Annotated in this window: 23 protein-coding genes; 19 read left to right on the top strand and 4 right to left on the bottom strand. The window is 73.4% G+C overall.

From position 1 onward, the window contains the following. Positions 1 to 71: 71 nt before the first annotated feature. The 10 genes from infC (at position 72) to ACFYYT_RS22485 (ending at position 11,494) form a co-directional block, all read left to right on the top strand. Positions 72 to 821, top strand: a complete 750-nt coding sequence (infC, locus tag ACFYYT_RS22530; protein WP_351824154.1) for a translation initiation factor IF-3 — start codon at positions 72 to 74, stop codon at positions 819 to 821. Positions 822 to 923: 102 nt separating this feature from the next. Continuing rightward, complete coding sequence (gene rpmI / locus ACFYYT_RS22525; RefSeq protein WP_030387121.1) at positions 924 to 1,118, top strand: 50S ribosomal protein L35; 195 nt, start codon at positions 924 to 926, stop codon at positions 1,116 to 1,118. 102 nt (positions 1,119 to 1,220) lie between these two features. Then, complete coding sequence (gene rplT / locus ACFYYT_RS22520; protein WP_007263143.1) at positions 1,221 to 1,607, top strand: 50S ribosomal protein L20; 387 nt, start codon at positions 1,221 to 1,223, stop codon at positions 1,605 to 1,607. Positions 1,608 to 1,833: 226 nt separating this feature from the next. Then, complete coding sequence (locus tag ACFYYT_RS22515; RefSeq protein ID WP_351824151.1) at positions 1,834 to 2,691, top strand: RNA methyltransferase; 858 nt, start codon at positions 1,834 to 1,836, stop codon at positions 2,689 to 2,691. 56 nt (positions 2,692 to 2,747) lie between these two features. Continuing rightward, positions 2,748 to 4,079, top strand: a complete 1,332-nt coding sequence (locus ACFYYT_RS22510) for an ATP-binding protein (protein ID WP_351824149.1) — start codon at positions 2,748 to 2,750, stop codon at positions 4,077 to 4,079. A 167-nt stretch (positions 4,080 to 4,246) separates the two neighbouring features. Beyond that, positions 4,247 to 5,374: a phenylalanine--tRNA ligase subunit alpha gene (gene pheS / locus ACFYYT_RS22505; protein ID WP_351824147.1), complete on the top strand. Its 1,128-nt coding sequence runs from the start codon at positions 4,247 to 4,249 to the stop codon at positions 5,372 to 5,374. Continuing rightward, positions 5,374 to 7,902: a phenylalanine--tRNA ligase subunit beta gene (gene pheT, locus ACFYYT_RS22500; protein WP_351824144.1), complete on the top strand. Its 2,529-nt coding sequence runs from the start codon at positions 5,374 to 5,376 to the stop codon at positions 7,900 to 7,902. Before pheS ends, pheT begins: the two co-directional genes overlap by 1 nt. A 152-nt stretch (positions 7,903 to 8,054) precedes the next feature. After that, positions 8,055 to 9,068, top strand: a complete 1,014-nt coding sequence (locus ACFYYT_RS22495) for a PP2C family protein-serine/threonine phosphatase (RefSeq protein WP_351824141.1) — start codon at positions 8,055 to 8,057, stop codon at positions 9,066 to 9,068. A 481-nt stretch (positions 9,069 to 9,549) separates the two neighbouring features. Further along, positions 9,550 to 10,905, top strand: a complete 1,356-nt coding sequence (locus tag ACFYYT_RS22490; RefSeq protein WP_351824138.1) for a transcriptional regulator — start codon at positions 9,550 to 9,552, stop codon at positions 10,903 to 10,905. Between the two features lie 52 nt (positions 10,906 to 10,957). After that, positions 10,958 to 11,494 carry an NUDIX hydrolase gene (locus tag ACFYYT_RS22485; RefSeq protein ID WP_351824136.1) on the top strand — a complete coding sequence of 179 codons (537 nt, stop codon included), beginning with the start codon at positions 10,958 to 10,960 and terminating at the stop codon, positions 11,492 to 11,494. 6 nt (positions 11,495 to 11,500) lie between these two features. Here the strand turns inward: ACFYYT_RS22485 and ACFYYT_RS22480 are convergent, their stop codons facing one another. Then, complete coding sequence (locus ACFYYT_RS22480; protein ID WP_351824133.1) at positions 11,501 to 12,403, bottom strand: 3-hydroxybutyryl-CoA dehydrogenase; 903 nt, start codon at positions 12,401 to 12,403, stop codon at positions 11,501 to 11,503. A gap of 153 nt (positions 12,404 to 12,556) precedes the next feature. On the opposite strand from ACFYYT_RS22480, the gene ACFYYT_RS22475 reads away from it, so the two are divergent. Next, positions 12,557 to 13,885 (top strand): family 10 glycosylhydrolase, encoded by a 1,329-nt coding sequence (locus ACFYYT_RS22475; RefSeq protein WP_351824130.1) that lies wholly within the window; start codon positions 12,557 to 12,559, stop codon positions 13,883 to 13,885. Between the two features lies 1 nt (position 13,886). Here ACFYYT_RS22475 and ACFYYT_RS22470 read toward each other — a convergent pair whose 3' ends face one another. Together ACFYYT_RS22470 and ACFYYT_RS22465 are read right to left on the bottom strand one after the other, a co-directional pair. Continuing rightward, positions 13,887 to 14,096, bottom strand: a complete 210-nt coding sequence (locus ACFYYT_RS22470) for a DUF1918 domain-containing protein (protein WP_351824127.1) — start codon at positions 14,094 to 14,096, stop codon at positions 13,887 to 13,889. 106 nt (positions 14,097 to 14,202) lie between these two features. Next, on the bottom strand, positions 14,203 to 15,117 hold the full coding sequence (locus ACFYYT_RS22465; protein ID WP_351824124.1) for a DMT family transporter: 915 nt from the start codon (positions 15,115 to 15,117) through the stop codon (positions 14,203 to 14,205). Between ACFYYT_RS22465 and ACFYYT_RS22460 the strand changes: the two genes are divergently transcribed. From ACFYYT_RS22460 to ACFYYT_RS22430, 7 genes are all read left to right on the top strand, one after another. Continuing rightward, positions 15,116 to 16,537, top strand: a complete 1,422-nt coding sequence (locus ACFYYT_RS22460) for a PLP-dependent aminotransferase family protein (protein WP_351824121.1) — start codon at positions 15,116 to 15,118, stop codon at positions 16,535 to 16,537. The genes ACFYYT_RS22465 and ACFYYT_RS22460 overlap by 2 nt on opposite strands. A gap of 86 nt (positions 16,538 to 16,623) precedes the next feature. After that, complete coding sequence (locus tag ACFYYT_RS22455) at positions 16,624 to 17,661, top strand: hypothetical protein (protein ID WP_351824118.1); 1,038 nt, start codon at positions 16,624 to 16,626, stop codon at positions 17,659 to 17,661. Between the two features lie 101 nt (positions 17,662 to 17,762). Next, entirely contained in the window at positions 17,763 to 18,803 is a 1,041-nt protein-coding gene (argC, locus tag ACFYYT_RS22450; protein ID WP_351824115.1) for an N-acetyl-gamma-glutamyl-phosphate reductase, read from the top strand. Then, positions 18,800 to 19,957, top strand: coding sequence for a bifunctional glutamate N-acetyltransferase/amino-acid acetyltransferase ArgJ (argJ, locus tag ACFYYT_RS22445; protein WP_351824112.1), 1,158 nt, complete (start codon positions 18,800 to 18,802; stop codon positions 19,955 to 19,957). The genes argC and argJ overlap by 4 nt, the downstream gene beginning before the upstream one ends. Further along, positions 19,954 to 20,862, top strand: a complete 909-nt coding sequence (gene argB / locus ACFYYT_RS22440) for an acetylglutamate kinase (protein ID WP_351824109.1) — start codon at positions 19,954 to 19,956, stop codon at positions 20,860 to 20,862. The genes argJ and argB overlap by 4 nt, the downstream gene beginning before the upstream one ends. Then, positions 20,859 to 22,049, top strand: a complete 1,191-nt coding sequence (locus ACFYYT_RS22435) for an acetylornithine transaminase (RefSeq protein WP_351824106.1) — start codon at positions 20,859 to 20,861, stop codon at positions 22,047 to 22,049. The genes argB and ACFYYT_RS22435 overlap by 4 nt, the downstream gene beginning before the upstream one ends. Before the next feature lie 7 nt (positions 22,050 to 22,056). After that, the gene (locus ACFYYT_RS22430; RefSeq protein WP_351824103.1) at positions 22,057 to 22,593 is read left to right on the top strand and encodes an arginine repressor; all 537 of its coding nucleotides are present in this window, start codon (positions 22,057 to 22,059) and stop codon (positions 22,591 to 22,593) included. A 323-nt stretch (positions 22,594 to 22,916) separates the two neighbouring features. Here ACFYYT_RS22430 and ACFYYT_RS22425 read toward each other — a convergent pair whose 3' ends face one another. Beyond that, on the bottom strand, positions 22,917 to 23,609 hold the full coding sequence (locus ACFYYT_RS22425; RefSeq protein WP_351824164.1) for a L,D-transpeptidase family protein: 693 nt from the start codon (positions 23,607 to 23,609) through the stop codon (positions 22,917 to 22,919). Between the two features lie 228 nt (positions 23,610 to 23,837). Here ACFYYT_RS22425 and ACFYYT_RS22420 point away from each other — a divergent pair, with 228 nt between their 5' ends. Then, positions 23,838 to 25,031: an argininosuccinate synthase gene (locus ACFYYT_RS22420; protein WP_351824100.1), complete on the top strand. Its 1,194-nt coding sequence runs from the start codon at positions 23,838 to 23,840 to the stop codon at positions 25,029 to 25,031. Positions 25,032 to 25,058: the final 27 nt, after the last annotated feature.

Here is a 25,058-nt window from a genome sequence, read left to right as displayed (position 1 = left end):
GGGCTTTTTTCATTCTCCGCCGCGGTAGGTCTGACGACAAATAGACGTCAGCGGCTGTCTGCCAGACAGTCGTGTGGTGCTACCGAGGAGGATCCATCAGCACCGAGCCCCGCATCAACGACCGGATTCGCGTTCCCGAGGTACGACTCGTCGGTCCCAGCGGCGAGCAGGTCGGCATCGTGCCGCTTGCGAAGGCCCTTGAGCTGGCGCAGGAGTACGACCTCGACCTGGTCGAGGTCGCGGCGTCCGCACGCCCGCCGGTCTGCAAGCTCATGGACTACGGCAAGTTCAAGTACGAGTCGGCCATGAAGGCCCGTGAGGCGCGCAAGAACCAGGCGCACACGGTCATCAAGGAAATGAAGCTCCGGCCGAAGATCGACCCGCACGACTATGACACCAAGAAGGGTCACGTCGTTCGGTTCCTCAAGCAGGGCGACAAGGTCAAGATCACGATCATGTTCCGTGGTCGCGAGCAGTCGCGACCGGAGCTCGGCTACCGCCTGCTCCAGCGCCTCGCTTCGGACGTCGAGGACCTCGGGTTCATCGAGTCGAACCCGAAGCAGGACGGCCGAAACATGATCATGGTTCTCGGTCCACACAAGAAGAAGACCGAGGCGATGGCCGAAGCCCGCGAGGCGCAGGCCGCCCGCAAGGCCGAGCGCCAGGGTGTCGCCGCCGACGGCGAGGACGCTCCTTCCGAGGAGACCGACCTGGTCGAGGCGGAAGGCGCCGAGGACGCTGAGGCCGCTGAGGTCACCGAGGCCGCTGAGGCTACTGAGGCCACCAAGGCAGCCGCCGACGAGGCGAACGCCGAGGCCTGATTCCGGGGCAGCCCGTCCCGGATCACCGACACAACATGACGCTCCCGCCAGCCGGCCCGCACGGGCCGGTGGGAGCGCCACCGACGAGGAGATAACGGCGCTATGCCGAAGAACAAGACGCACAGCGGTTCCAAGAAGCGCTTCAAGATCACCGGCTCCGGCAAGGTGCTCCGTGAGCGTGCCGGCAAGCGCCACCTGCTCGAGCACAAGTCGTCCCGTGTCACCCGCCGCCTGACCGGCACCGCGGAGATGGCCCCCGGCGACGCCGCGAAGATCAAGAAGCTTCTCGGCAAGTGACGTCCTCCGCTCCCCTCGCCGGGAGCGGGACGTCAAGACCGGGACCCCATCGAATTCGGGCCGTGTGAAGACAACCACGGCCCCGCTACAAGGAGTTAAAAAGTGGCACGCGTCAAGCGGGCAGTAAACGCCCACAAGAAGCGCCGGGCGATCCTCGAGGCGGCCTCCGGCTACCGCGGTCAGCGTTCGCGCCTGTACCGCAAGGCCAAGGAGCAGGTCACCCACTCGCTGGTCTACAACTTCAACGACCGCAAGAAGCGCAAGGGCGACTTCCGTCAGCTGTGGATCCAGCGCATCAACGCCGCTGCCCGCCAGAACGGCATGACGTACAACCGCCTCATCCAGGGTCTGAAGGCCGCCAACATCGAGGTGGACCGCAAGATCCTCGCCGAGCTGGCCGTCAACGACGCCAACGCGTTCGCCGCGCTGGTCGAGGTCGCCCAGAAGGCGCTTCCGGCCGACGTCAACGCCCCCAAGGCCGCTGCCTAAGGCTTAGCCGGCCCCGTTCCGCGCGGCCGGCCCCCACGGACCCGCAGGCGATTCGCCTGCGGGTCCGTGTGCTTTCGCCCCGCCCCGCGCCGCGTCCGGCGCCCGGCCCGGCCCCGCGCCCGGCCCGGCCCCGCGCCCGGCCGCGCACCGCGCTCCCGCACCTCCGTGCGCCCCGCCCGCCCCCGCCGCCCCGGACCCCCGAGCCCGAGAGAGAACCGCACACACCATGGGTTACCCCGACGAGCTGATCTCCCCCCGATCCCCGCGGGTGGCCGCCGCCAGGCGCCTGGCGCGGCGCAACTTCCGCACCAAGGAGCGCAGGTTCCTCGCCGAGGGCCCGCAGGCGGTGCGCGAGGCCGTCGAGCACCGCGGGCCCCAGGGCCCGACCCTGATCGAGCTGTTCGCCACCGTCGAGGCCGCCGAGCGCTACCCCGACATCGTCGAGGCCGCGCTGCTGGGCGGGGCGCGGGTGCACTACGCCTCCGACGAGGTGCTGGCCGAGGTCTCGCAGACCGTCACCCCGCAGGGCCTCGTCGGCGTGTGCCACTTCCTGGACTCCCCCTTCGAGGAGATCCTCGGGGCCCGGCCCCGGCTCGTCGCCGTCCTCGCGCACGTCCGCGACCCGGGGAACGCCGGTACGGTGCTGCGCTGCGCGGACGCCGCGGGCGCCGACGCGGTGGTGCTGACCGACGCCTCCGTGGACCTGTACAACCCGAAGTCCGTACGGGCCTCCGTGGGCTCCCTCTTCCACCTGCCGGTGGCCGTCGGCGTGCCGGTGGAGCAGGCCGTGGAGGGGCTGCGGGCGGCGGGCGTACGGATCCTCGCGGCGGACGGCGCCGGTCAGGACGACCTCGACGCCGAGCTGGACGCGGGCACCATGGGCGGCCCGTCCGCCTGGGTCTTCGGCAACGAGGCCTGGGGCCTGCCGGAGGAGACCAGGGCCCTCGCGGACGCCGTCGTACGGGTCCCGATCCACGGCAAGGCGGAGAGCCTGAACCTCGCCACGGCCGCCGCGGTGTGCCTGTACGCGTCCGCGCGTGCACAGCGGGCGCCCGGAGGGTGCCGCTCCGTGACCCCCAGCTAGTAATGTGGCAGCCCGGGGTGCCCACTGTGCTACTCCGAGATGTGGGGTACGGGGACATGACCGTCGGTACGAACAGCTCGCCCGGGGCCGCGGGGGCGGCCGAGGAGCGGCTGCGGGACGCCCCCGGACCCGCGGGCCCCGCGCCCGCCGCCGACGGCCTGCGCGGCGTTCCGCCCCAGGCGGCCGTGGCCGGCCGCGGCCAGCGCCAGGGCCCCGCCGGAGCCCCCGGCGCGCACCCGAGCCCCCGGACCCCGCACGCTGGCTCCGCCGCACCCGCGGGCTCCGCCGCGTCCGCCGCGGTACCGGCCGCGGAGCGCGGCGCCCCGGCCGGGGCCGTCGTGGACGACGGCTTCGGCATCGATCCCGACGAACTGCCCGACGGCCTCGTCGTCGCCGACCACGCCGGACGGGTCATCTGCTTCAACCGGGCCGCCGCCCGGATGACCGCCACCGACCCCGGTCAGGCCATCGGCGTCCGCATCGACCGCGCGCTGCCGCTCGAAGACCTCGAAGGCCGCCGCTGGTGGGCCCTGACCGACCCCTACGGCGGCCTCGCCACCCGCCGCGGCCAGCCCGAGCGCAACCTGCTGCTGCCGGGCGGGCGCGAGGTGCTCGTCTCCGCCCGCTACGTCCGGACCCACCCCACCGGCCCGCTGCGCCGTCTCGTGGTCACCCTGCGCGGCACCGAGGCCCGCCGCCGCACCGAACGCAGCCACGCCGAGCTGATCGCGACCGTCGCGCACGAGCTGCGCTCCCCGCTGACCTCCGTCAAGGGCTTCACGGCCACCCTGCTCGCCAAGTGGGAGCGGTTCACCGACGACCAGAAGCGGCTGATGCTGGAGACCGTCGATGCCGACGCCAACCGCGTCACCCGGCTCATCGCCGAGCTGCTCGACATCTCCCGCATCGACTCCGGCCGTCTGGAGGTGCGCCGCCAGCCGGTCGACATCGCCGCCGCCGTGGGCCGCCACGTCCAGGCGCTCACCGCGAACGGCCAGGCGCCCGAGCGGTTCCTCGTCCGGGTGAGCCGCCCCCTCCCCGACCTGTGGGCCGATCCGGACAAGATCGACCAGATCCTCGGCAACCTCCTCGAAAATGCGGTGCGCCACGGTGACGGAACGGTCACCATCGACGTAGCGCCGCACGAGAAGGGAACCGCCGTCACCGTGACCGACGAAGGCCCCGGGATCCCGGAGGAGTCGATGGGCCGCGTCTTCACCCGCTTCTGGCGGGGGAGCAAGCGCGGCGGCACCGGCCTGGGCCTGTACATCGTCAAGGGCATCGTGGAGGCCCACGGCGGCACCATCACGGTGGGCCGCGGCCCCGGCGGCGGAGCCGAATTCCGATTTATCCTGCCCGTGAGCGCACCGGCCTACCTCACGCAGTAACCCTGCGGAGCGTCTCGCCAGGCGGCCCACGGGCCCCTCCACCCCCGGCGGCCTTTAGACTCGTCCTTTGGCACCCTTGTGTCTCTGTGTCGATCGGTCTGATCGTCGATCGGTCTGATCGCGCCGTACGGGGACCCACCAGCCAGCCATCGGAAGTACGGGAAGAGATGTCGGCACCGAACAAGTCGTACGACCCTGTCGAGGTCGAGGCACTGAAACCGGAAGAGATCGAGCGCATGCGGGACGAGGCGCTCGCCGCCTTCGCCTCCGCCGGTGACCTCGACGAACTCCGCGAGGCGAAGACCGCGCACATGGGCGACCGCTCGCCCCTGGCGCTCGCCAACCGGGAGATCGGCGCGCTGCCGCCCCAGGCCAAGGCCGAGGCGGGCAAGCGGGTCGGACAGGCCCGCGGCGCCGTGAACAAGGCCTTCGGGGCCCGCACCGTCGAGCTCGAGGCCGAGCGTGACGAGCGGGTGCTGGTCGAGGAGGCGGTGGACGTCACGCTGCCCCACGACCGCGTGCCCGCCGGCGCCCGCCACCCCCTGACCACGCTGATGGACCGCATCGCGGACATCTTCGTCGCCATGGGCTACGAGGTCGCGGAAGGCCCCGAGGTCGAGGCGGAGTGGTTCAACTTCGACGCCCTCAACTTCACGCCGGACCACCCGGCGCGCCAGATGCAGGACACCTTCTTCGTCCGGGGCCCCGAGGGCACCGAGGGCGACGAGTCCGGTGTCGTGCTGCGCACCCACACCTCTCCGGTGCAGGCGCGTTCGCTGCTGGAGCGCAAGCCCCCCGTCTACATCGTCTGCCCGGGCCGGGTGTACCGCACCGACGAGCTCGACGCGACGCACACGCCCGTCTTCCACCAGGTCGAGCTGCTCGCCGTGGACGAGGGCCTGACGATGGCGGACCTCAAGGGCACCATGGACCACATGGTCCAGGAGCTGTTCGGCGAGGGCACCACCACGCGCCTGCGCCCGCACTTCTTCCCCTTCACCGAGCCGTCCGCCGAGATGGACATGCAGTGCTACGTGTGCCGCGGCGCCTCGGTGGGCAACCCCGACCGCCCCTGCCGCACCTGCTCCAGCGAGGGCTGGATCGAGCTCGGCGGCTGCGGCATGGTCAACCCCAAGGTGCTCGTCGCCTGCGGGGTGGACCCGGAGAAGTACAGCGGCTTCGCCTTCGGCTTCGGCATCGAGCGGATGCTGATGTTCCGTCACAACGTGGAAGACATGCGAGACATGGTCGAGGGTGACGTCCGTTTCACCCGGCCTTTCGGGAGTGAGATCTGATGCGCGTCCCGCTTTCCTGGCTGCGGGAGTACGTCGACCTCCCCGCAGGTGAGACCGGCCGCGACGTGGCCGCCAAGCTCGTCGACGCCGGCCTTGAGGTCGAGACCGTCGAGCAGCTCGGCGGCGGCCTCAAGGGCCCCCTCGTCGTCGGTCAGGTGCTGACCATCGAGGAGCTGGAGGGCTTCCGCAAGCCGATCCGCTTCTGCACCGTCGACGTCGGCGCCGCCAACGGCACCGGCGAGCCGCAGGAGATCGTCTGCGGCGCCCGGAACTTCGCCGTCGGCGACAAGGTCGTCGTGGTCCTGCCCGGCGCCGTGCTGCCCGGGGACTTCGCGATCGCCTCGCGCAAGACCTACGGCCGCACCTCGCACGGCATGATCTGCTCCGGCGACGAGCTGGGCATGGGCGACGACGGCACGCACGGCATCATCGTGCTGCCGCCCGAGCACGAGGTCGGAACCGACGCGATCGAGCTGCTCCAGCTCGTCGACGAGGTCCTCGACATCGACATCACCCCGGACCGCGGCTACTGCATGTCGCTGCGCGGTGTGGCCCGCGAGGCCGCCACCGCCTACGGCCTGCCGCTGCGCGACCCGGCGCTGCTCGACGTGCCCGCGCCGAACTCGTACGGCTACGCGGTGAAGATCTCCGACCCGCAGGGCTGCGACCGCTTCACCGCCCGCACGGTGACCGGCCTCGACCCCGAGGCGCGCTCCCCGATCTGGCTCACCCGCCGCCTCCAGAAGGCCGGCATGCGCCCGATCTCGCTCGCCGTCGACGTCACCAACTACGTGATGCTCGAACTCGGCCAGCCGCTGCACGCCTACGACCGCTCCCGCCTCGACGGCGCGATCGGTGTCCGGCGTGCCGAGCAGGGCGAGAAGTTCACCACCCTCGACGGGGTCAAGCGCACGCTCGACGCCGAGGACCTGGTGATCACCGACAACAGCGGTCCCATCGGGCTCGCCGGTGTCATGGGCGGTGCCAACACCGAGATCGCCGACTCCGTCACCGACCCCGAGACGGGCGCCGTCACCGGCACCACCGACGTGGTCATCGAGGCCGCGCACTTCGACTCCGTGTCGATCTCGCGCACCGCCCGCCGTCTGAAGCTCTCCTCCGAGGCCTCCAAGCGCTTCGAGCGGGGCGTCGACCCGCAGGCCGCCGCCGCGGCCGCGCAGCGGACCGTCGACCTGCTCGTCCTGCTGGCCGGCGGCACCGCCGAGGCCGGGGTCACCGAGCTCACCGCCCCGGGCGCCCCGCGCACCATCGCGATGAGCGCGGACCACCCCGACCGGGTCGCGGGCATGGACTACGGCCGCGAGACCGTCGTACGCCGCCTCCAGGAGGTCGGCTGCGACGTCTACGGCCAGGACGAGCTCGTCGTCACCGTCCCCTCGTGGCGGCCCGACCTCGCCGCGCCCAACGACCTCGCCGAAGAGGTCATCCGGCTGGAGGGCTACGGGAACCTCCCGTCCACCCTCCCGCAGGTGCCCTCCGGCCGCGGCCTGACCGCCCGGCAGCAGCTGCACCGCCGGGTCGGCCGCGCGCTGGCCGGCGCCGGCTACGTCGAGGCGCTGAGCTACCCCTTCATCGGCGAGGCCGTCCTCGACCAGCTCCAGCTGCCCGCGCACGACGCGGCCCGCCGGGTCGTCAAGCTGGTCAACCCGATCTCCGACGAAGAGCCCGCGCTGCGCACCACGCTGCTGCCGGGTCTGCTCGGCGCGCTGCGCCGCAACGACAGCCGGGGCAGCCACGACCTCGCGCTCTTCGAGACCGGCTCGGTCTTCCTCGCCGGTGACCGGCCGGGGGTCGCCGTGCGGCTGCCCGTCGACCGGCGTCCCACGGACGAGGAGATCGCCACCCTGAACGCGGCCCTGCCCGCCCAGCCGCGCCACGCCGCGGTCGTGCTGGCCGGTGCCCGCGAGCAGGCCGGCTGGTGGGGCAAGGGCCGCCCGGCCGACTGGGCCGACGCGGTCCAGGCCGCCCGCGCCCTGGCCGTCGAGGCCGGTGCCGAACTGGTGGTCCGCCAGGGCCAGTACGGCCCCTGGCACCCGGGCCGCTGCGCCGAGCTGCTCGTCGTCCTGGACGGCGTGGAGACGGTCATCGGCCACGCCGGCGAGCTGCACCCCCGCGTCGTGAAGGCGATGGGGCTGCCCGCCCGTACCAGCGCCATGGAACTCGACCTCGACCGCCTCGCGGCGGCCGGCGGCGAGGCCCTGCGGGCGCCCAGGATCTCCTCCTTCCCGGTGGCGACCCAGGACGTCGCGCTGATCGTCGACGCGTCGGTGCCGGCCTCCGCGGTGGAGTCCGCGCTGCGCAGCGGCGCCGGCGAACTGCTGGAGTCCCTGCGGCTGTTCGACGTGTTCACCGGTGAGCAGGTGGGCGAGGGCAAGAAGTCCCTGGCGTACGCGCTGCGCTTCCGCGCGGCCGACCGCACGCTGACCGCCGAGGAGTCCACGGCCGCGCGCGACGCCGCCGTGGCCCTGGCCGGCGAGCGCACCGGGGCGGTGCTGCGCGGGGCCTGATCCCGTGTCGTAGAGCCAGGTGAGGGGCCCCTCCGGTGATCCGGAGGGGCCCCTCACTCGTTCGGGTGGAGAAGGACGGTCACCCGTGTCCGGTACGTCAGGAGGTCGACACAATCGTTCCCGCCGACGAGCCGGAGGGGAGCGTCCTACGGATGATCACGCGCGGGGAGATGCCCCTGGTGCGCCGGGCGTGCGTCCTCGTCTGGGCCGGCGCCGCGGTGTCCTGGGAGCTGTCCTCCCCGGGCCGGCTCGGCCCGAGCCTCGCGACCTGCGCGGCCTTCCTGCTCCTGGCCACCGGCTCCGCGCTGCACATCCGGCGCGGCATGTCGGCCGAACTGCGCCGCTCGCGGGAGATCGCCGGAGCCACCCAGCGGGTCCTGCTGCGCCCCCTGCCGGGGCGGATCGACGGACTGGCGGTGTCCGCGGCCCAGTTGTCGGCGAGCCGGGATGCGGCCGTCGGCGGGGACCTGTACGAGGCCGTCGCGACGGCGTACGGGGTGCGACTGGTGATCGGGGACGTACGGGGCCACGGGCTCCCGGCCCTGGGCGCGGCCGCCGCCGTGCTGGGCTCCTTCCGCGAGGCGGCGTACGACGAACCCGCGCTGGCCGGGGTGCTGCGGCGGATGGAACGCTCCCTCCAGCGGCACCTGCGCGAGCGGTCCCGCGCCGAGCACCCGTCGGCCCGCGCGGGCGAACCGGAGTCCCCGGTGGCGGAGGAGTTCGTCACGGTGCTGCTGCTCCAGATCGCCCCGGACGCCGCCGTGACGGCCCTGAACTGCGGGCACCCCTGGCCCTACCGCCTCCACCCGACGGCCGGGCCGCCGGGCCCGGTGCGGCCGCCGGACGGCGGCGGGATCCTGCCGCCGCTCGGGGTGCTGCCGCTGCCGGCGGACCTGCGGCCGCAGCCGTGCGGGGCGCTCGGGCCCGGGGAGCTCCTCGTCCTGCACACCGACGGTGCCGAGGACGCCCGGGACCGCCAGGGCCGGTTCTTCCCGCTGCGCCGCGTCCTGGACCTGCTCGCCCGGGAGACGGCCCTCGCGGGGGAGCCGGCGCTCACGCCCGCCCGGCTGGTGGCGGGCGTGCACGCCGCGCTGCTGCGCCACACCAGGGGGCGGCTCGCCGATGACGTGGCCCTGCTGGTGCTGCGCAACGACCGCGCCCGGTGAGCCGGCCCTGCCGCGTCCCGCCGCAGCGGCCGGGGCCGGGCCGGCCTCGCACCGGTCAGGCGGTCTCCGCGCGGCCCGTGCGGCTGGTGCGGCCCGTGCGGCTGGTGCGGCCCGTGGGGCCACCCCGCACCGGGCCGGTGGACGGGCCCGGTGCGGCTGCGGCCCGGCTCCGTGCGGGGCCCGGCGACCAACCGGGCCCCGGCGGAGCCGTGGTGCGCCGCCCGCCTGCCATGGAGTGTCGGGCAGACAGCAGGGCGGGCGGCGCGGTGCCGGGTCGTCGCACTGTACGAGGGGGAGCCGACGACCCGAGCGGCCTCCTTGGCGAGGCTCTTCAGTGAAACCCCGCCGGGCCCCTCCGCGGCAGGGTGCGGATCGCATTTATGCGCGTACTTGCTTCACACGGGGTGTGAATGCGATGCACTGGACCCCGAGTGGAGCGCGCAGCCACTAGCCTGGTTCCGACGAGCCCTTGGAGGGGCCCATGCAGCCCAACGCCCTGCTCGACGCCCTCCTCGCCGAGGCGGGCATGTCCCACGCCGGACTCGCCGCCCATGTCAACCAGGCTGGCCGTTCCCGCGGACTCGCCCTGCGCTACGAGCACACCGCCGTCTCCCGCTGGCTCAAGGGGCAGCGCCCCAGGGGCCAGGTGCCGGACCTGATCTGCGAGGTGCTCGGCGGCCGGCTGCACCGCCCCCTCCGCCTCGACGACATCGGCCTCGGCATCCCCGGGCAGCCCGACCGGCACGGCCCGGACGGCTCGCACGGCGACCGGATCGGCGGCTTCGTCGACCGGGCCACCGCCCTGTGGCGCTCCGACGAGCTGGGCCGGCCCGCGCAGCTCGGCGCCGAGGCCGTCACCGGCACCCCGGCCGTCATCCCGGTGTGGGAGTGGGAGAACCCGCCCGAGGACGCCGACGTCTCCCGGTCGGGTCCCCGGCGGATCGGGCCGGAGCACATCGAGATCCTGCGGGCGGCCCGGGCGCACTACGAGCTGATGTACCGCCGGGCGGGCGGGATGGCCACCCGGGCACGGATCGTCCGTTTCCTCGGCAGCGAGACGGCCCCGATGCTGCGCGGCGGTTATCCCGACGAGGTGGGCCGGCTCCTGTACCGGGCCACCGGCTCCCTGGTGGCGGTGGCCGGGATCTGCGCGTACGACTCCGACGCCCACGGGCTCGCCCAGCGCTACTTCCACCAGGCGTTGCGGCTCGCGAAGGCCAGCGGGGACCGGGGGCTCGGCGCGTACGTCATCGCCCTGCTGGTCAACCAGTCGCTGCACCTGCGCGAGTACCGGCAGGCGGTGGCCTTCGCCGAGGCCGCGCTGCGCGCCGCCGGACGGCACACCACCCCGGCCCTGGCCGCCGACCTGTACGCGATGCAGGCCAAGGCCTACGCGCAACTCGGCGATCCCGGCGCCGCGCTGGCCTGCATCCACAGCGCGGAGGCGGCCGCCGAGCGGATCCGGCCCGGCGCGGAACCCGCGGAGACCGGCTACGTCCAGCCCGGGCTGGTCAACGTACAGGTGGCGGAGGCGCTGTTGAGCCTGGGGGACCTGGACGCGGCGCACGCGCAGGCGGCCGAGGCGGTGGGGACGCCGGCGCACGACCGGGGGCGGGTCCACCGGCTCGCGATGCTGTGCGAGATCCAGCTGCGGCAGGGGGAGGCGGACCGGGCGGTGGCGTCGGCGGCCGAAATGGCCGAGCGGGCCCAGGGGATGGAGTCGCTGCGGCTGCGCGACCGGCTGCGGGCGGTCCGGGAAGCGCTGCTGACCAGCGGGTGCGCGGGCGCGCAGGAGACCGCGCAGCTCATCGACGGGGCACTGCGCGTTCCCCTGTGAGGGCGTCGACTGCTGCGATGTGGTCACCTACGAAACGGAAGGTGGCACAACCGTGCAGTGGACGAACCTGAGCGAGCAGACCGTGTACAAGAACCGCTGGTTCGATGTGAACCTCGCGGACGTGGAACTCCCCGACGGCCGGCACCTGGACCACTTCGTGATCCGGCTGCGGCCGGTCGCGGTCGCGACGGCGGTCAACGCGGCCAACGAGGTGCTGCTGTTGTGGCGGCACCGGTTCATCACCGACAGCTGGGGCTGGGAGCTCCCGGCAGGCGTCGTCGAGGACGGCGAGGCCGTGGAGACGGCGGCGGCGAGGGAGATGGAGGAGGAGTCGGGCTGGCGGCCCGGACCGCTCCGCCACCTGATGACCGTGGAGCCCTCCAACGGCCTCACCGACGCCCGCCACCACCTCTACTGGGCGGACGGGGCCACCTACGTCGGCCACCCCGAGGACGACTTCGAGTCCTCGCGGCGCGCGTGGGTCCCGCTGGAACTGGTGCCGGACATGATCGCCCGGGGAGAGGTCCCGGCCGCCAACATGGCGGCCGGGCTGCTCCTGCTGCACCACCTGCGGCTCGACAGGGGCTGAGGCGGCTCAGCCGTACGGGTAGAAACCCGAGCCGGTCTTGCGGCCGAGACGGCCCGCGTCGACCATCCGCTGGAGCAGCGGGGGAGCGGCGTAGAGCGGCTCCTTGAACTCGGAGTACATGGAGTCGGCCACCGAGGCGACCGTGTCCAGGCCGATCAGGTCCGCCAGCTTCAGCGGGCCCATCGGGTGGGCGCAGCCCAGCTCCATGCCGTTGTCGATGTCCTCGCGGCTCGCGATGCCGGACTCGAACATCCGGATCGCGGACAGCAGGTACGGGATGAGGAGCGCGTTGACCACGAACCCGCTGCGGTCCTGGGCGCGGATCGCGTGCTTGCCCAGCACGTCCCGCACCAGGGCCTCGGCCCGCTTGATGGTCTCCTCGCCCGTGGTCAGGGCCGGGATCAGCTCGACGAGCTGCTGCACCGGGGCCGGGTTGAAGAAGTGGATGCCGATGACCTGGTCCGGCCGCGAGGTCGCGACGGCCAGCTTGACCAGCGGGATCGAGGAGGTGTTGGAGGCGAGGATCGCGTCCGGGCGGGTGATCACCTGGTCCAGGACCTGGAAGATCTCCGTCTTGACCTGCTCGTTCTCGACGACGGCCTCGATGACGAGGTCGCGGTCGGCGAACTCGCCGAGGTCGGTGGTGAAGGTGAGGCGGGCCAGGGTGGCGTCCCGCTCCTCCTCGCTGATCTTGCCGCGTTCGGCGGCCTTGGTCAGCGAGTTGTGCAGCCTGGTGCGCCCGATCTCCAGGGCTTCGCCGGTGGTCTCGGCGACCATCACCTCAAGACCGCTGCGGGCACACACTTCGGCGATGCCCGCGCCCATCTGGCCGCAGCCCACCACGCCGACCCGTGCGATGTCGGTCGGGAGGGTAGAGAGGTCCGTCACATCGTGCCTTTCGCTGCTCATCCATCGCGGGTCCCCCGTACTCCGGCAGTGTCTCTGCCTTCCGGCGCCCGCCACGCCCCCCGACGTTACCCCCGAGTTCGTCCCGGCGGCGGGGTGGGGCGGGCATGCTGGGCGCACGCAGAGCGATGTCACGGAACGGAACGGAGTCGTCACATGACGTACATCGGACGGCGGGGACTGCTGGCAGGGGCCGCGGGGGTGCTGGCCGGCGCGGCGGCGACGGTCCCGGCGGTGGCGGACCCGGCCACGGGCCCGGCGGCGGGCCCGGCGCCCGGACCGGCGGCCGGTGCGGCGGCTCCGGTCCGCCGGGCGCGGGAGGCCGGGGCCGCGGGACGGCCCGGCGGGGGCCGGGCGGCGGCCGCGGAGCTCCGGGGGATGTGGATCGCCTCGGTGGAGAACGTCGACTGGCCCTCCGCGTCCGGGCTCTCCGCGCGGGAGCAGCGCGCGGAGCTGACGGGGCTGCTGGATGCGGCCGTCGGGCGGCGGCTGAACGCGGTGTTCCTCCAGGTCCGGCCGGCGGCCGACGCCCTGTGGCCCTCGACCAAGGAGCCCTGGTCGCAGTGGCTGACGGGGGTTCAGGGCCGCGATCCCGGCTGGGACCCGCTGGACACGGCGGTCGCGGAGGCGCACGCGCGCGGTCTGGAGCTGCATGCCTGGTTCAACCCGTACCGGGTGGCCAACCACACCGATCCGGCCCGGCTCGTCGCCTCGCACCCGGCCCGCCGCAACCCCGGCTGGACGGTGCCCTACGGCGGGAAGCTCTACTACAACCCCGGGCTGCCGCAGGTGCGGGCCTTCGTACAGGAGGCGATGCTCGACGCGGTCTCCCGCTATCCGGTCGACGGGGTGCACTGGGACGACTACTTCTACCCGTACCCGGTGGCGGGCCAGGACTTCGACGACGACGCGGCCTTCGCGGAGCACGGAGGGGGGTTCGCCTCCCGCGCCGACTGGCGCCGGCACAACACCGACACCCTGGTGCGGGAGATGTCGGGCCGGCTCAAGGCGCTCCGGCCGCGGGCCCGGTTCGGCATCAGCCCGTTCGCGGTGTGGCGCAACGCCGACCGGGACCCGCTGGGCTCGCAGACGCGGGCGGGGGTGCAGACGTACGACGACCTGTACGCGGACACCCGCAAGTGGGTCAAGGAGGGCTGGATCGACTCGATCGTGCCGCAGGCGTACTGGCACATCGGCAACTCCGCCGCCGACTACGCGAAGGTCGTCGAATGGTGGGCCCGGACGGTCGAGGGGACCGGGGTGGAGCTGCACGTGGGCGAGGCGCTGTACCGCTGTGACGCGGACAGCCCCACCGCCGCCTGGCGCGATCCGGCGGAGCTGTCGCGGCACCTGACCCTCGCCGCGCGGTACGCCGGGGTCCGCGGCCACGTCTACTTCTCGGCGAAGCAGGTGGCCGCGGACCCCAACGGGGCGATGGCCAGGGTGGTCGCCGACCACTACCCGTCGGCGGTGCCCCCGCGGTGAGTCACGGCGCGGGCTCCGCGGGGTGCTCCGCGGGGTGCTTCACCACGCAGTCGGGGCCCGGTGACATGACCGCCTCGTGGCCGTCCGTGAAACGGACCCGGTAGGGAGGGGTGCCGTTCTCGCCCAGTACCTGAGTGATCTCGCCCAGCTTGTCGTGCTGCCCTACGACTCTCCCGTGCTGCACAAGCTGGTCGCCCTCGGTCGCGCGCATGTGCTGACCTCCTCGGAGCCGGTCTCGGAGCCGGACGGATTCCGGTGACAGCAGTTTACGGCGATTTGCCGGAATTGAGCCCGCTCGGGAGACCGCTCCCGGCGGCTCATTTCCGCTGGGTCACGGCGATGCAGACCAGCACCGCGCCCGCGGCGACCGGGGCGGCGGGGGAGAGGCGCTCGCCCAGCAGTGCCACCGACCAGACCAGGGTCAGCAGCGGCTGGGCGAGCTGGAGCTGGCTGGCGCGCGGGGCGCCGATCTCGGCCATGCCGCGGTACCAGACGTAGAGGCCGAGGAAGGTGGAGCCGGCCGCCACCCACACCAGGCCGGCCACCCCGTGGACGCTCAGGTGCACCGGCTCGTACGCCAGCCCGACCGCGGCGCCGGCCACGGTCAGCGGCAGGCACAGCACCAGCGCCCAGCCGATCACCTGCCAGCCCGGCAGGACGCGGGCCAGGCGCCCGCCCTCGGTGTACCCGGCCGCGCACACCAGCAGCGCCCCGAACAGGTAGCCGTCGCCGGGGGAGAGGGACCCGCCGCCGCCGGCCAGGGTGAAGACCAGCACGACGGCGGCTCCGGCGAGGGCCGCCGCCCAGAAGCGGCGCGAGGGCCGGGCGCCGGTGCGCAGGGCGGAGAGCGTGGCGGTGGTCAGCGGCAGCAGGCCCACCACGACGGCGGCGTGCGAGGTGCTGGAGGTCCGCAGCGCGAGCGTGGTCAGCAGCGGGAAGCCGACCACCACCCCGCCCGCCACGACGGCGAGCCCCGCCCAGTGCTCCCGGGCGGGCAGCGGCACCCGCCCGGCCAGCAGGAAGACCCCGGCGATGGCGGCGGCCAGCACGCTGCGCAGGGCGACGAGCGACCAGGGGCCGAAGCTCTCCAGGCCCCAGGCGGTACCGGGGAAGGTCAGCGAGAAGGCCACGACGCCGAGCAGGGCGAGGACGGTCCCCCGGCGGGTGCCGTCGGCGGGGCCGGTACGGACCGCTATCGCCGGGGTGTGAGTAGCGCTATTCTGTGCTGTCATGTACGAGCGTAGCAGTGTGGTGGAACTGGCAGAATCCCTGCGGTCCGAGCTCGACCGCTATCCGCTGGGTGGAAAGCTGCCGTCCAGCAGGGCTCTGGTCGAGCGGTACCGCGTCAGCCCGGTCACCGTCTCCCGCGCCCTCGCGCAGCTCGCCGCAGAGGGGCTCGTCGTCACCCGCCCCGGCGCCGGGGCCTACCGTGCCCAGCCGCGTACGCAGACGGACCCGCCCGGGGACACCTCCTGGCAGGAGGTCTCGCTGAGCGCGGAGGGGGTCGGCGACGTCGTGCCCCGCTCCGTGGACGCCTCCGGGGTGCTGGTCTGCCTCAACACCCCGCCGTCCGGGGTGATCGGGCTCAACAGCGGTTACCTGCACCCCGCCATCCAGCCGGAACGGGCCATGGCCGCCGCGCTGGCCCGGGCCGGGCGCCGGCCCGGGGCGTGGGGGCGGCCGCCCACCGAGGGGCTGCCCGAGCTGCGCGACTGGTTCGCCCGCGAGATCGGCGGAGCCGTCGGGGCCAGCGACGTCCTGGTCACCGCGGGCGGGCAGAGCGCCCTGACCACCGCACTGCGGGCGCTGGCCCCGCCGGGAGCTCCGGTCCTGGTCGAGTCGCCCACCTACCCCGGACTGCTGGCCATCGCCCGCGCCTCCGGCTGCCGGCCCGTACCCGTACCCGTGGACGCCGAGGGGGTCCGCCCGGAGCTGCTGGCCGCCGCCTTCGAAGCCACGGGCGCACGGGTCTTCGTATGCCAGCCGCTGTTCCAGAACCCGACGGGCGCCGTGCTGTCCGCGGCGCGCCGGCCCGAGGTGCTGCGGATCGCGCGGGCCGCCGGGGCCTTCGTGATCGAGGACGACTACGCCCGGGCCCTGGCCCACGAGGACGCCGGTCCGCCGCCCGCCACCCTGGCCGCCGAGGACGCCGACGGGGTGGTGGTGCACGTCCGCTCGCTGACCAAGGCCACCTCGCCCAGCCTGCGGGTGGGCGCGCTCGCCGCCCGGGGTCCGGTGCTGGACCGGCTGCGCGCGATCCAGGTCGTGGACACCTTCTTCGTGCCCCGGCCGCTCCAGGAGGCCGCCCTCGAACTGGTCGGCGCGCCCGCCTGGCCGCGCCACCTGCGCTCCGTCGCCGCCGAGTTGCGCCACCGCAGGGACGTCCTCGCGGGCGCGCTGCGCCGGGAGCTGCCGGGGCTGGAGCTCGCGCACCTGCCGGCCGGCGGGTACCAGCTGTGGGTCCGGATCGACGAGGGCGGCGACGACGCGGCCTTCGCCGCCGACGCGCTGCGCGCCGGGGTCGCCGTCGCGCCCGGGCGGCCGTTCTTCTGCGCGGAGCCGCCCGCCGCGTACGTCCGGATGAGCTTCGCCGGGGTGTCGGGCCCGGGGGAGCTGGTGGAGGCCGTCCAGCGGCTGCGGGCCGTCCGGTGAGCCGCTCGGGCCGGGGGTGAGCCCCGCCCGGGACGGATCCGGCCGATGGGCAGCGCCGGAGGGCGGAGCGGGCCTACGCTGGAACGGTGAAGCGCCCTGCGGGCCCACGTCCGGGCCGTCGGCTCCCCGTGGCCACCTCCGTCGTCCCCCTCGCCGCCGCGTCTCTGCTGCCCGGGTCGGCGGCGGCGGCCGGAACCGCGGCCGCGCCACCGGACGCCGCGCCGGACGGCGGGCCGGTCGCCGCGCCTGACGCCGCGTGCCGGACCGCCCCGGCGGACAGCTTCTGGCACGCCCCCGTGGACCGGCTCCTCGTCCACCCGGCTTCGGCCCGCTACGTCGCCTCGATCGGTGCCGGCCAGCCCCTGCACCCGGACTTCGGTTCCGGGCTCGTCGGGGGCGAGCCCTTCGGCATCCCCGTCACCGTCACGGACGCGAAGCTGCCCGAAGCCGAGGTCACCCTCGACTACGCAAACGAGAGCGACGCCTCCGGCTACCGGATCCCACCGGACGCCCGGATCGAGAACGGGCCGAAGAGCGAGGGCGACCGGCACGTCGTCGTCTGGGACCGCGCCCTGTGCAAGTCCTACGAGCTCTGGAACGCCCGGCGGCAGGCGGGCGACGCGTGGCACGCCGGCGCCGGAGCGGTCTTCGACCTGCGCTCCAACGCCCTGCGCCCCGACGGCTGGACCTCCGCCGATGCCGCCGGACTCGCCATCCTCCCCGGCCTGGTGCGCCGGGACGAGGCGGCGGCGGGCCGGATCGACCACGCGATCCGCGTCACCGTGCCCCGCTCCGACCGCAGCCATCTGTGGCCCGCACGCCACCAGGCGGGCTCCGCGGCGGACCCGGCGCTGCCGCCGATGGGCCTGCGGATGCGGCTGAAGGGCTCCGTGGCCACCTCGGGGCTGGGTCCGCAGGCCAAGGCCGTGGCCGACGCGCTCAAGAAGTACGGTGTGATCGTCGCGGACAACGGCTCGCCCTGGTTCATCTCCGGTGAGGAGAATGCCGGTTGGGACAACGCCCAGCTCGACGGCCTCAAGCGGTTCAAGGGGTCGGACTTCGAGGCGGTCGACGCGTCCGGGCTGCGGCAGTCGCCGGACTCGGGCGCCGTCGCCCCGCGGTGACCGGCCCGCGGTGACCGGCCCGTGGTGATCGTCCCGCGCCTCCCGAGCATTGCATAAAAGTGCAGCACTACGTATAGTCATGCCATCGAGGAGGAGGTCCGATGGTGGTACGTGTAGCGGTGGCCGGAGCGAGCGGGTACGCGGGTGGTGAGCTGCTGCGCCTGCTGCTCTCGCACCCCGAGGTCGAGATCGGCGCGCTGACCGGGCACTCCAACGCCGGACAGCTCCTCGGCAGCCTCCAGCCGCACCTCGTGCCGCTCGCCGGGCGGACCCTGGAGGCGACCACGCCCGAGGTCCTCGCCGGTCAGGGCCGTCGGCACGACGTGGTCTTCCTCGCGCTGCCGCACGGGCAGTCCGCCGCCGTCGCCGCCCAGCTCGGCGAGGACGTGCTCGTCATCGACATGGGCGCCGACCACCGGCTGAAGGACTCCGCGGCCTGGGACCGCTTCTACGGCGCCCCGCACGCCGGGACCTGGCCGTACGGCCTGCCCGAGCTGGCCGGCGCCCGCGCCGCCCTCGCCGGGACCAAGCGGATCGCCGTCCCCGGCTGCTTCCCCACCGCCGTCACCCTGGCGCTCCAGCCCGCCTACGCGGCCCGCCTCGCCGGGCCCGAGGCCGTGATCGTCGCCGCCACCGGCACCTCCGGCGCGGGCAAGGCCCTCAAGGCGCACCTGCTCGGCTCCGAGGTGATGGGCACCGTGACCCCGTACGGGGTCGGCGGGGTCCACCGGCACACGCCGGAGATGGTGCAGAACCTCTCCCCGCTCGCCGGGGAACCCGTCTCGGTCTCCTTCACCGCCAACCTCGTCCCGATGCCCCGCGGCATCCTCGCCACCTGCTCGGCGAAGGCCCTCCCGGGCACCACCGCCGAGTCGCTGCGCGCCGCCTACGAGAAGGCGTACGCGGACGAGCCGTTCGTCCACCTGCTCCCCGAAGGCGTCTGGCCGACCACCAAGTCCGTGTACGGCTCCAACGCCGTCCACCTCCAGGTCGCCTTCGACGCGTACGCCGGGCGGATCATCGCCATCAGCGCGATCGACAACCTGACGAAGGGCACCGCCGGCGGCGCGGTGCAGAGCATGAACATCGCGCTCGGGCTCCCCGAGGCGCTGGGTCTTTCCACGATTGGAGTCGCGCCGTGAGCGTTACGGCTGCACAGGGGTTCACGGCGGCGGGCATCGCCGCCGGGATCAAGGCGAACGGCAACCCGGACCTGGCCCTCGTGGTCAACAACGGGCCCCGACTGGCGGCAGCCGGCGTCTTCACCTCCAACCGCGTCAAGGCCGCGCCCGTGCGCTGGTCCGAGCAGGTCCTGCGCGGCGGCGCCGTCAGCGCCGTCGTCCTCAACTCCGGTGGCGCCAACGCCTGCACCGGCCCCAAGGGCTTCCAGGACACCCACGCCACCGCCGAGAAGGTGGCGGCCGTCCTCGGCGGCGAGCACAACGCCGGGGAGATCGCCGTCGCCTCCACCGGGCTGATCGGCCTCCTGCTCCCCATGGACAAGCTGCTGCCCGGCATCGAGATGGCGGCCGCCGCCCTCACCGCCGACGGCGGCGAGGCCGCCGCCATCGCCATCAAGACCACCGACACCGTGCACAAGACGGCCACCGCCTCCCGGGACGGCTGGACCGTCGGCGGCATGGCCAAGGGCGCCGGCATGCTCGCGCCGGGCCTGGCCACCATGCTCGTCGTCCTCACCACCGACGCCGACGTGGACGCCGCCACCCTCGACAAGGCCCTGCGCGACGCCACCCGCACCACCTTCGACCGGGTCGACTCCGACGGCTGCATGTCCACCAACGACACGGTGCTGCTGCTCGCCTCGGGCGCCTCCGGCCAGGTGCCGGAGTACGCGGACTTCGCGGAGGCCGTACGGACCGTCTGCGACGACCTCGCCCTCCAGCTGATCGGCGACGCCGAGGGCGCCAGCAAGAACATCCGGATCGAGGTGACCGGCGCGGTCAGCGAGGACGACGCCGTCGAGGTCGGCCGCTCCATCGCCCGCAACAACCTGCTCAAGTGCGCCATCCACGGCGAGGACCCCAACTGGGGCCGGGTGCTCGCCGCGATCGGCACCACCGGCGCGGGCTTCGACCCGGACCGGCTGAACGTCGCCATCAACGGCGTCTGGGTCTGCCGCAACGGCTCGGTCGGCGAGGACCGCGAGCTGGTCTCGATGAAGGACCGCGAGGTCCGCATCACCGCCGACCTGGCCAACGGCTCCGAGTCCGCGGTCATCTGGACCAACGACCTGACCGCCGAGTACGTCCACGAGAACAGCGCGTACTCCTCATGAGCACCGCGCGCAAGCACACGGCGCTGCCCAAGGCGGAGATCCTCATCGAGGCCCTGCCCTGGCTCACCCGGCACAACGGCAAGGTCGTCGTCATCAAGTTCGGCGGCAACGCCATGATCGACGAGGACCTGAAGGCAGCCTTCGCCCAGGACGTGGTCTTCCTGCGCCAGGCGGGCCTGAAGCCCGTCGTCGTCCACGGCGGCGGCCCCCAGATCAACGCCCAGCTGGACAAGCAGGGCCTGGTCAGCGAGTTCAAGGCGGGCCTGCGCGTCACCACGCCGGAGGCGATGGACGTCGTACGGATGGTGCTGGCGGGCCAGGTCCAGCGTGAACTGGTCGGACTGCTCAACGAGCACGGCCCGCTCGCCGTCGGCATGACGGGCGAGGACGCCCACACCATCACCGCCACCAAGCACACCCCCTCGATCGAGGGCGAGCTGGTCGACATCGGGCGGGTCGGTGAGATCACCGCGATCGACACCGGCGCCATCGAGGCGCTGCTGGCCGACGGCAGGATCCCGGTGATCTCCTCCATCGCGCGCAGCGCCGACGACCACCACGTGTACAACGTCAACGCCGACACGGCCGCGGCGGCCCTCGCCGCCGCGCTGGGCGCCGAGACGCTGATGGTCCTCACCGACGTAGAGGGCCTCTACGCGGACTGGCCCCACAGCGACGAGGTCATCAGCCGGCTCACGGTGAGCGAGCTGGAGAAGCTGCTGCCCGATCTGTCCAGCGGGATGGTCCCCAAGATGGAGGGCTGCCTGCACGCCGTCCGGGGCGGGGTCGGCACCGCGCGCGTGATCGACGGCCGGGTCCAGCACTCGATCCTGCTGGAGATCTTCACCGACGAGGGAATCGGCACGATGGTCGTGCCCGACGCACAGGGAGGGGAACCCGTATGACCGGCAACCAGGACTTCGCCGCCCGCTGGCAGGGCGCGCTGACCAACAACTACGGCACCCCCGCGCTGGCCCTCGTACGCGGCGCGGGCGCCAGTGTCTGGGACGCGGACGGCACCCGGTACACCGACTTCGTCGGCGGGATCGCCGTCAACGCCCTCGGCCACGCCCACCCGGCGGTCGTCGAGGCCGTCACCGCGCAGATCTCCACCCTCGGCCACGTCTCCAACCTCTACGCCTCGGAGCCCGTCCTCGCCCTCGGCGAACGGCTGCTCCAGCTCTTCGGCCGCCAGGGCCGGGTGTTCTTCTGCAACTCCGGTGCGGAAGCGGTCGAGGCCGCCTTCAAGATCGGCCGGCTGACCGGGCGGACCCACATGGTCGCCACCGACGGCGGCTTCCACGGCCGGACCATGGGCGCCCTCGCGCTCACCGGCCAGCCGAAGAAGCAGGAGCCCTTCCTGCCCCTGCCCGGCGAGGTCACGCACGTCCCGTACGGAGACGTCGAGGCCCTGCGGGCCGCCGTCACCGAGCAGACGGCACTCGTCGTGATCGAGCCGGTCCAGGGCGAGAACGGCGTCGTGGTCCCGCCCCCCGGCTACCTCACGGCCGCCCGCGAGATCACCCGGGCCACCGGCACCCTGCTCGTCCTCGACGAGGTCCAGACCGGCATCGGCCGCTGCGGCCAGTGGTTCGAGCACCAGGCCCACGAGGGCGTCGAGCCCGACCTCGTCACGCTCGCGAAGGGGCTGGGCGGCGGCCTGCCCATCGGCGCCGTGGTCGCCTTCGGCCCCGCCGCCGACCTGCTCCAGCCCGGCCAGCACGGCACCACCTTCGGCGGCAACCCGGTCGCCTGCGCCGCCGGCCTCGCCGTGATCGACACCATCGCCGCCGAGGGACTGCTCGACCGGGTCAAGGCGCGGAGCGAGCGGCTGCGCTCCGGAATCGAGGCCGCGGGCCACGGCCTGGTCTCCCACGTCCGCGGCTCGGGCCTCCTGCTGGGTATCGTGCTGACGGAGCCGCTCGCACCCAAGGTGCAGCAGGCGGCTCAGGAGGCCGGATTCCTGGTCAACGCGCCCGCCCCCGACGTCGTACGGCTGATGCCCCCGTTCGTCATCACCGAGGCCGAGGTCGACGCGTTCGTCCGGGCGCTGCCCGGCATCCTCGACGAAGCGGGACGATCCGGAGAATGAGACGACGATGAGTCAGGCGCAGGAACACGAGCAGCAGGGCCCGTCCGTCCCGCAGACCCGCACCGCCCGCCACCGCCGGATCGTGGACATCCTCAACCGGCAGCCGGTCCGCTCCCAGAGCCAGCTGGCCAAACTGCTCGCCGACGACGGGCTGAGCGTCACCCAGGCGACGCTCTCCCGCGACCTCGACGAGCTGGGCGCGGTGAAGATCCGCAACACCGGCGGCGAGCTGATCTACGCGGTCCCCAGCGAGGGGGGCTTCCGCACCCCGCAGGCCCCCCTCGGCGAATCGGCCAAGGAGGAGCGCATGCGGCGCCTCTCCGGCGAACTGCTGATCTCGGCGGAGGCCTCGGCGAACCTCGTGGTCCTGCGCACCCCGCCCGGCGCGGCCCAGTTCCTCGCCTCCGCGATCGACCAGGCGGAACTCCGGGCCATCCTCGGCACCATCGCGGGTGACGACACCCTGATGCTGATCAGCCGCGACCCGGCGGGCGGCCAGGCCCTGGCGGACCACCTGCTGCGGCTGGCCCAAAAGGAAAGCTGACCCCGCGCCCCCTCGCGCGGGACCTGCGCCGGCCATGGGAGCGGCCGGCGGAACCGAACAGACTCACCGCCGCCCGCGTCCTTGCCACCGGCGAGTCCTGCACCTGACCCGCGCACCACAAGGCCGGCACGAAGCCCCGACGCACTGGCGGGTCGGCAAGCTCAGACGGACAGCAGGAATCCACCGATCCGGTTGAGGCCAGTGACGTGTGCGGCTTGCTCGTCGCTGTCCCAGCCGACGAGGTCCCACCCAAGGGTTTCGGTGTTGATGTCGATCACGCACCTACGGTAGGCGCGAACCGCCCATGAGGTTGTACGGAAAGCTCAGTACCGGGTCACCGACAGGGGGCCGGTTTCCGTGCCGATCGCGATGTGGGGGTGGCGGCGGGGGTCGGCCCAGCGGAGGAGGGCGCGCAGGGTCCGGCGGGGGACCGAGACGCAGCCGGCCGTCGCGCCCTTGCCGTCGACGTGCAGGAAGATGCCCGCGCCCCGGCCGCGTACGGGCCGCTCGTAGTTGAAGCCGATCACCAGGGCGTGCGCGTACTGCTGCCCGTACGACGCCAGGTGTTCGGCCTCGCCGGGGGCGCAGTCCGCGTCCAGGGGTTCCGTCCAGCGGTTGTAGTGCGCGGCGGCGTTGTCCTGGCACCACCACGAACGGTCCGTCACCCGCCGGTAGGCGTACGCCGTCCCGGCCGGCGGACGCGCGATGCCGAAGGCGTACGGGAGCCCGAACAGGCCCGTCGGCGTGGTGTTCGTGCCCTGGGTCCGCGTCGCGCCCTCGGTGAGGCCGTTCGCGCCGAACCGGGCGGGCGCGCTCCCGGCCCGGTACCAGCGGCCGGCCCGCCGGTCCCACCAGGTGAGCCGGCCGGTCGTGGAGCCGGGCGCCGGCGCCACGGCGGTGATCAGCTGGCTGCCGCCGCCGGTGTCGGCGAGGCGGGCGGGCAGCGGGTCCGCGGGGCCGCCCGCCGGGGGCAGGGCGGCGAGGATCAGCGAGCCGGTGAGCAGAGCGGTACGCAGCACCCGTCAGACGGTACGGGCCGGGAGGGCCCGGGGGAGCGCAGGCAGGCCGTCCCCGGCGCGGATCCGGCATTCCGAGGGTGAGCGCACCCGCTGGGCGGCGTGCGCGCCGCACCGCACCGCGCGACGTTTCCGCAGGTCGGAGCCGGGCTCCCGGGGTTGATTGACGAAACATACGGAGTAGTGCATAGTTATGCCTGTCGTTGAATGCACCGTAAGGAGAAACCCGTGACCGAGCGCGTCGTACTCGCCTACTCGGGCGGCCTGGACACCTCCGTCGCCATCGGCTGGATCGCCGAGGAGACGGGCGCCGAGGTCATCGCCGTCGCCGTGGACGTCGGCCAGGGCGGCGAGGACCTGGACGTAATCCGCAAGCGCGCGCTCGACTGCGGTGCGGTCGAGGCCGAGGTCGCCGACGCCTCGGACGAGTTCGCCAACGAGTACTGCCTCCCGGCGATCAAGGCGAACGCCCTCTACATGGACCGCTACCCGCTGGTCTCGGCGCTCTCCCGACCGGCCATCGTCAAGCACCTGGTCGCCGCCGCCAAGAAGCACGGCGCCACGACCGTCGCCCACGGCTGCACCGGCAAGGGCAACGACCAGGTCCGCTTCGAGGCGGGCATCGTCGCCCTCGCCCCGGACCTCAAGTGCATCGCCCCGGTCCGTGACTACGCGATGACCCGGGACAAGGCGATCGCCTTCTGCGAGGAGAAGCAGCTCCCGATCGCCACCACCAAGAAGTCCCCGTACTCCATCGACCAGAACGTCTTCGGGCGCGCGGTCGAGACGGGCTTCCTGGAGGACATCTGGAACGCCCCGATCGAGGACATCTACGAGTACACCTCGAACCCGGCGCTGCCCCGCGAGCCCGACGAGGTCGTCATCTCCTTCAAGGAGGGCGTCCCGGTCGCCATCGACGGCAAGCCCGTCACCGTGCTCCAGGCCATCCAGCAGCTGAACGACCGCGCCGGCGCCCAGGGCATCGGCCGGATCGACATCGTCGAGGACCGTCTCGTCGGCATCAAGTCCCGCGAGGTGTACGAGGCCCCGGGCGCGATCGCGCTGATCACCGCCCACCAGGAGCTGGAGAACGTCACCGTCGAGCGCGAGCTGGCCCGCTACAAGCGGCAGGTCGAGCAGCGCTGGGGCGAGATGGTCTACGACGGCCTGTGGTTCTCCCCGCTCAAGCGGGCGCTGGACGGCTTCATCAACGAGGCCAACCAGCACGTCACCGGTGACATCCGGATGACCCTGCACGGCGGCCGCGCCGTCGTCACCGGCCGGAAGTCGGACGAGTCGCTGTACGACTTCAACCTGGCGACCTACGACTCGGGCGACACCTTCGACCAGTCCAAGGCCCAGGGCTTCATCGAGATCTTCGGTCTCTCCTCGAAGATCGCCGCCCGTCGCGACCTCGCCTGAGTCGTCCACGCGGTACGAAGACGGCCT

Source organism: Streptomyces sp. NPDC002032 (assembly GCF_042890765.1).
Taxonomy (GTDB): domain Bacteria; phylum Actinomycetota; class Actinomycetes; order Streptomycetales; family Streptomycetaceae; genus Streptomyces.
Note: the sequence above shows the minus strand (reverse complement) of the source record. Positions and strands in the feature narration are given on the sequence as shown.

Bases quoted from the DNA above. Each gene is read 5' to 3' on its own strand.
- ACFYYT_RS22490 (WP_351824138.1), top strand. From the start codon at position 9,550: ATGCAGCCCAACGCCCTGCTCGACGCCCTCCTCGCCGAGGCGGGCATG.
- ACFYYT_RS22495 (WP_351824141.1), top strand. From the start codon at position 8,055: ATGATCACGCGCGGGGAGATGCCCCTGGTGCGCCGGGCGTGCGTCCTC.
- ACFYYT_RS22470 (WP_351824127.1), bottom strand. From the start codon at position 14,096: ATGCGCGCGACCGAGGGCGACCAGCTTGTGCAGCACGGGAGAGTCGTA.
- ACFYYT_RS22515 (WP_351824151.1), top strand. From the start codon at position 1,834: ATGGGTTACCCCGACGAGCTGATCTCCCCCCGATCCCCGCGGGTGGCC.
- pheS (WP_351824147.1), top strand. From the start codon at position 4,247: ATGTCGGCACCGAACAAGTCGTACGACCCTGTCGAGGTCGAGGCACTG.
- argB (WP_351824109.1), top strand. From the start codon at position 19,954: ATGAGCACCGCGCGCAAGCACACGGCGCTGCCCAAGGCGGAGATCCTC.
- ACFYYT_RS22430 (WP_351824103.1), top strand. From the start codon at position 22,057: ATGAGTCAGGCGCAGGAACACGAGCAGCAGGGCCCGTCCGTCCCGCAG.
- argC (WP_351824115.1), top strand. From the start codon at position 17,763: ATGGTGGTACGTGTAGCGGTGGCCGGAGCGAGCGGGTACGCGGGTGGT.
- rpmI (WP_030387121.1), top strand. From the start codon at position 924: ATGCCGAAGAACAAGACGCACAGCGGTTCCAAGAAGCGCTTCAAGATC.
- ACFYYT_RS22480 (WP_351824133.1), bottom strand. From the start codon at position 12,403: ATGAGCAGCGAAAGGCACGATGTGACGGACCTCTCTACCCTCCCGACC.
- ACFYYT_RS22475 (WP_351824130.1), top strand. From the start codon at position 12,557: ATGACGTACATCGGACGGCGGGGACTGCTGGCAGGGGCCGCGGGGGTG.
- ACFYYT_RS22510 (WP_351824149.1), top strand. From the start codon at position 2,748: ATGACCGTCGGTACGAACAGCTCGCCCGGGGCCGCGGGGGCGGCCGAG.
- ACFYYT_RS22435 (WP_351824106.1), top strand. From the start codon at position 20,859: ATGACCGGCAACCAGGACTTCGCCGCCCGCTGGCAGGGCGCGCTGACC.
- ACFYYT_RS22460 (WP_351824121.1), top strand. From the start codon at position 15,116: ATGTACGAGCGTAGCAGTGTGGTGGAACTGGCAGAATCCCTGCGGTCC.
- ACFYYT_RS22465 (WP_351824124.1), bottom strand. From the start codon at position 15,117: ATGACAGCACAGAATAGCGCTACTCACACCCCGGCGATAGCGGTCCGT.
- pheT (WP_351824144.1), top strand. From the start codon at position 5,374: ATGCGCGTCCCGCTTTCCTGGCTGCGGGAGTACGTCGACCTCCCCGCA.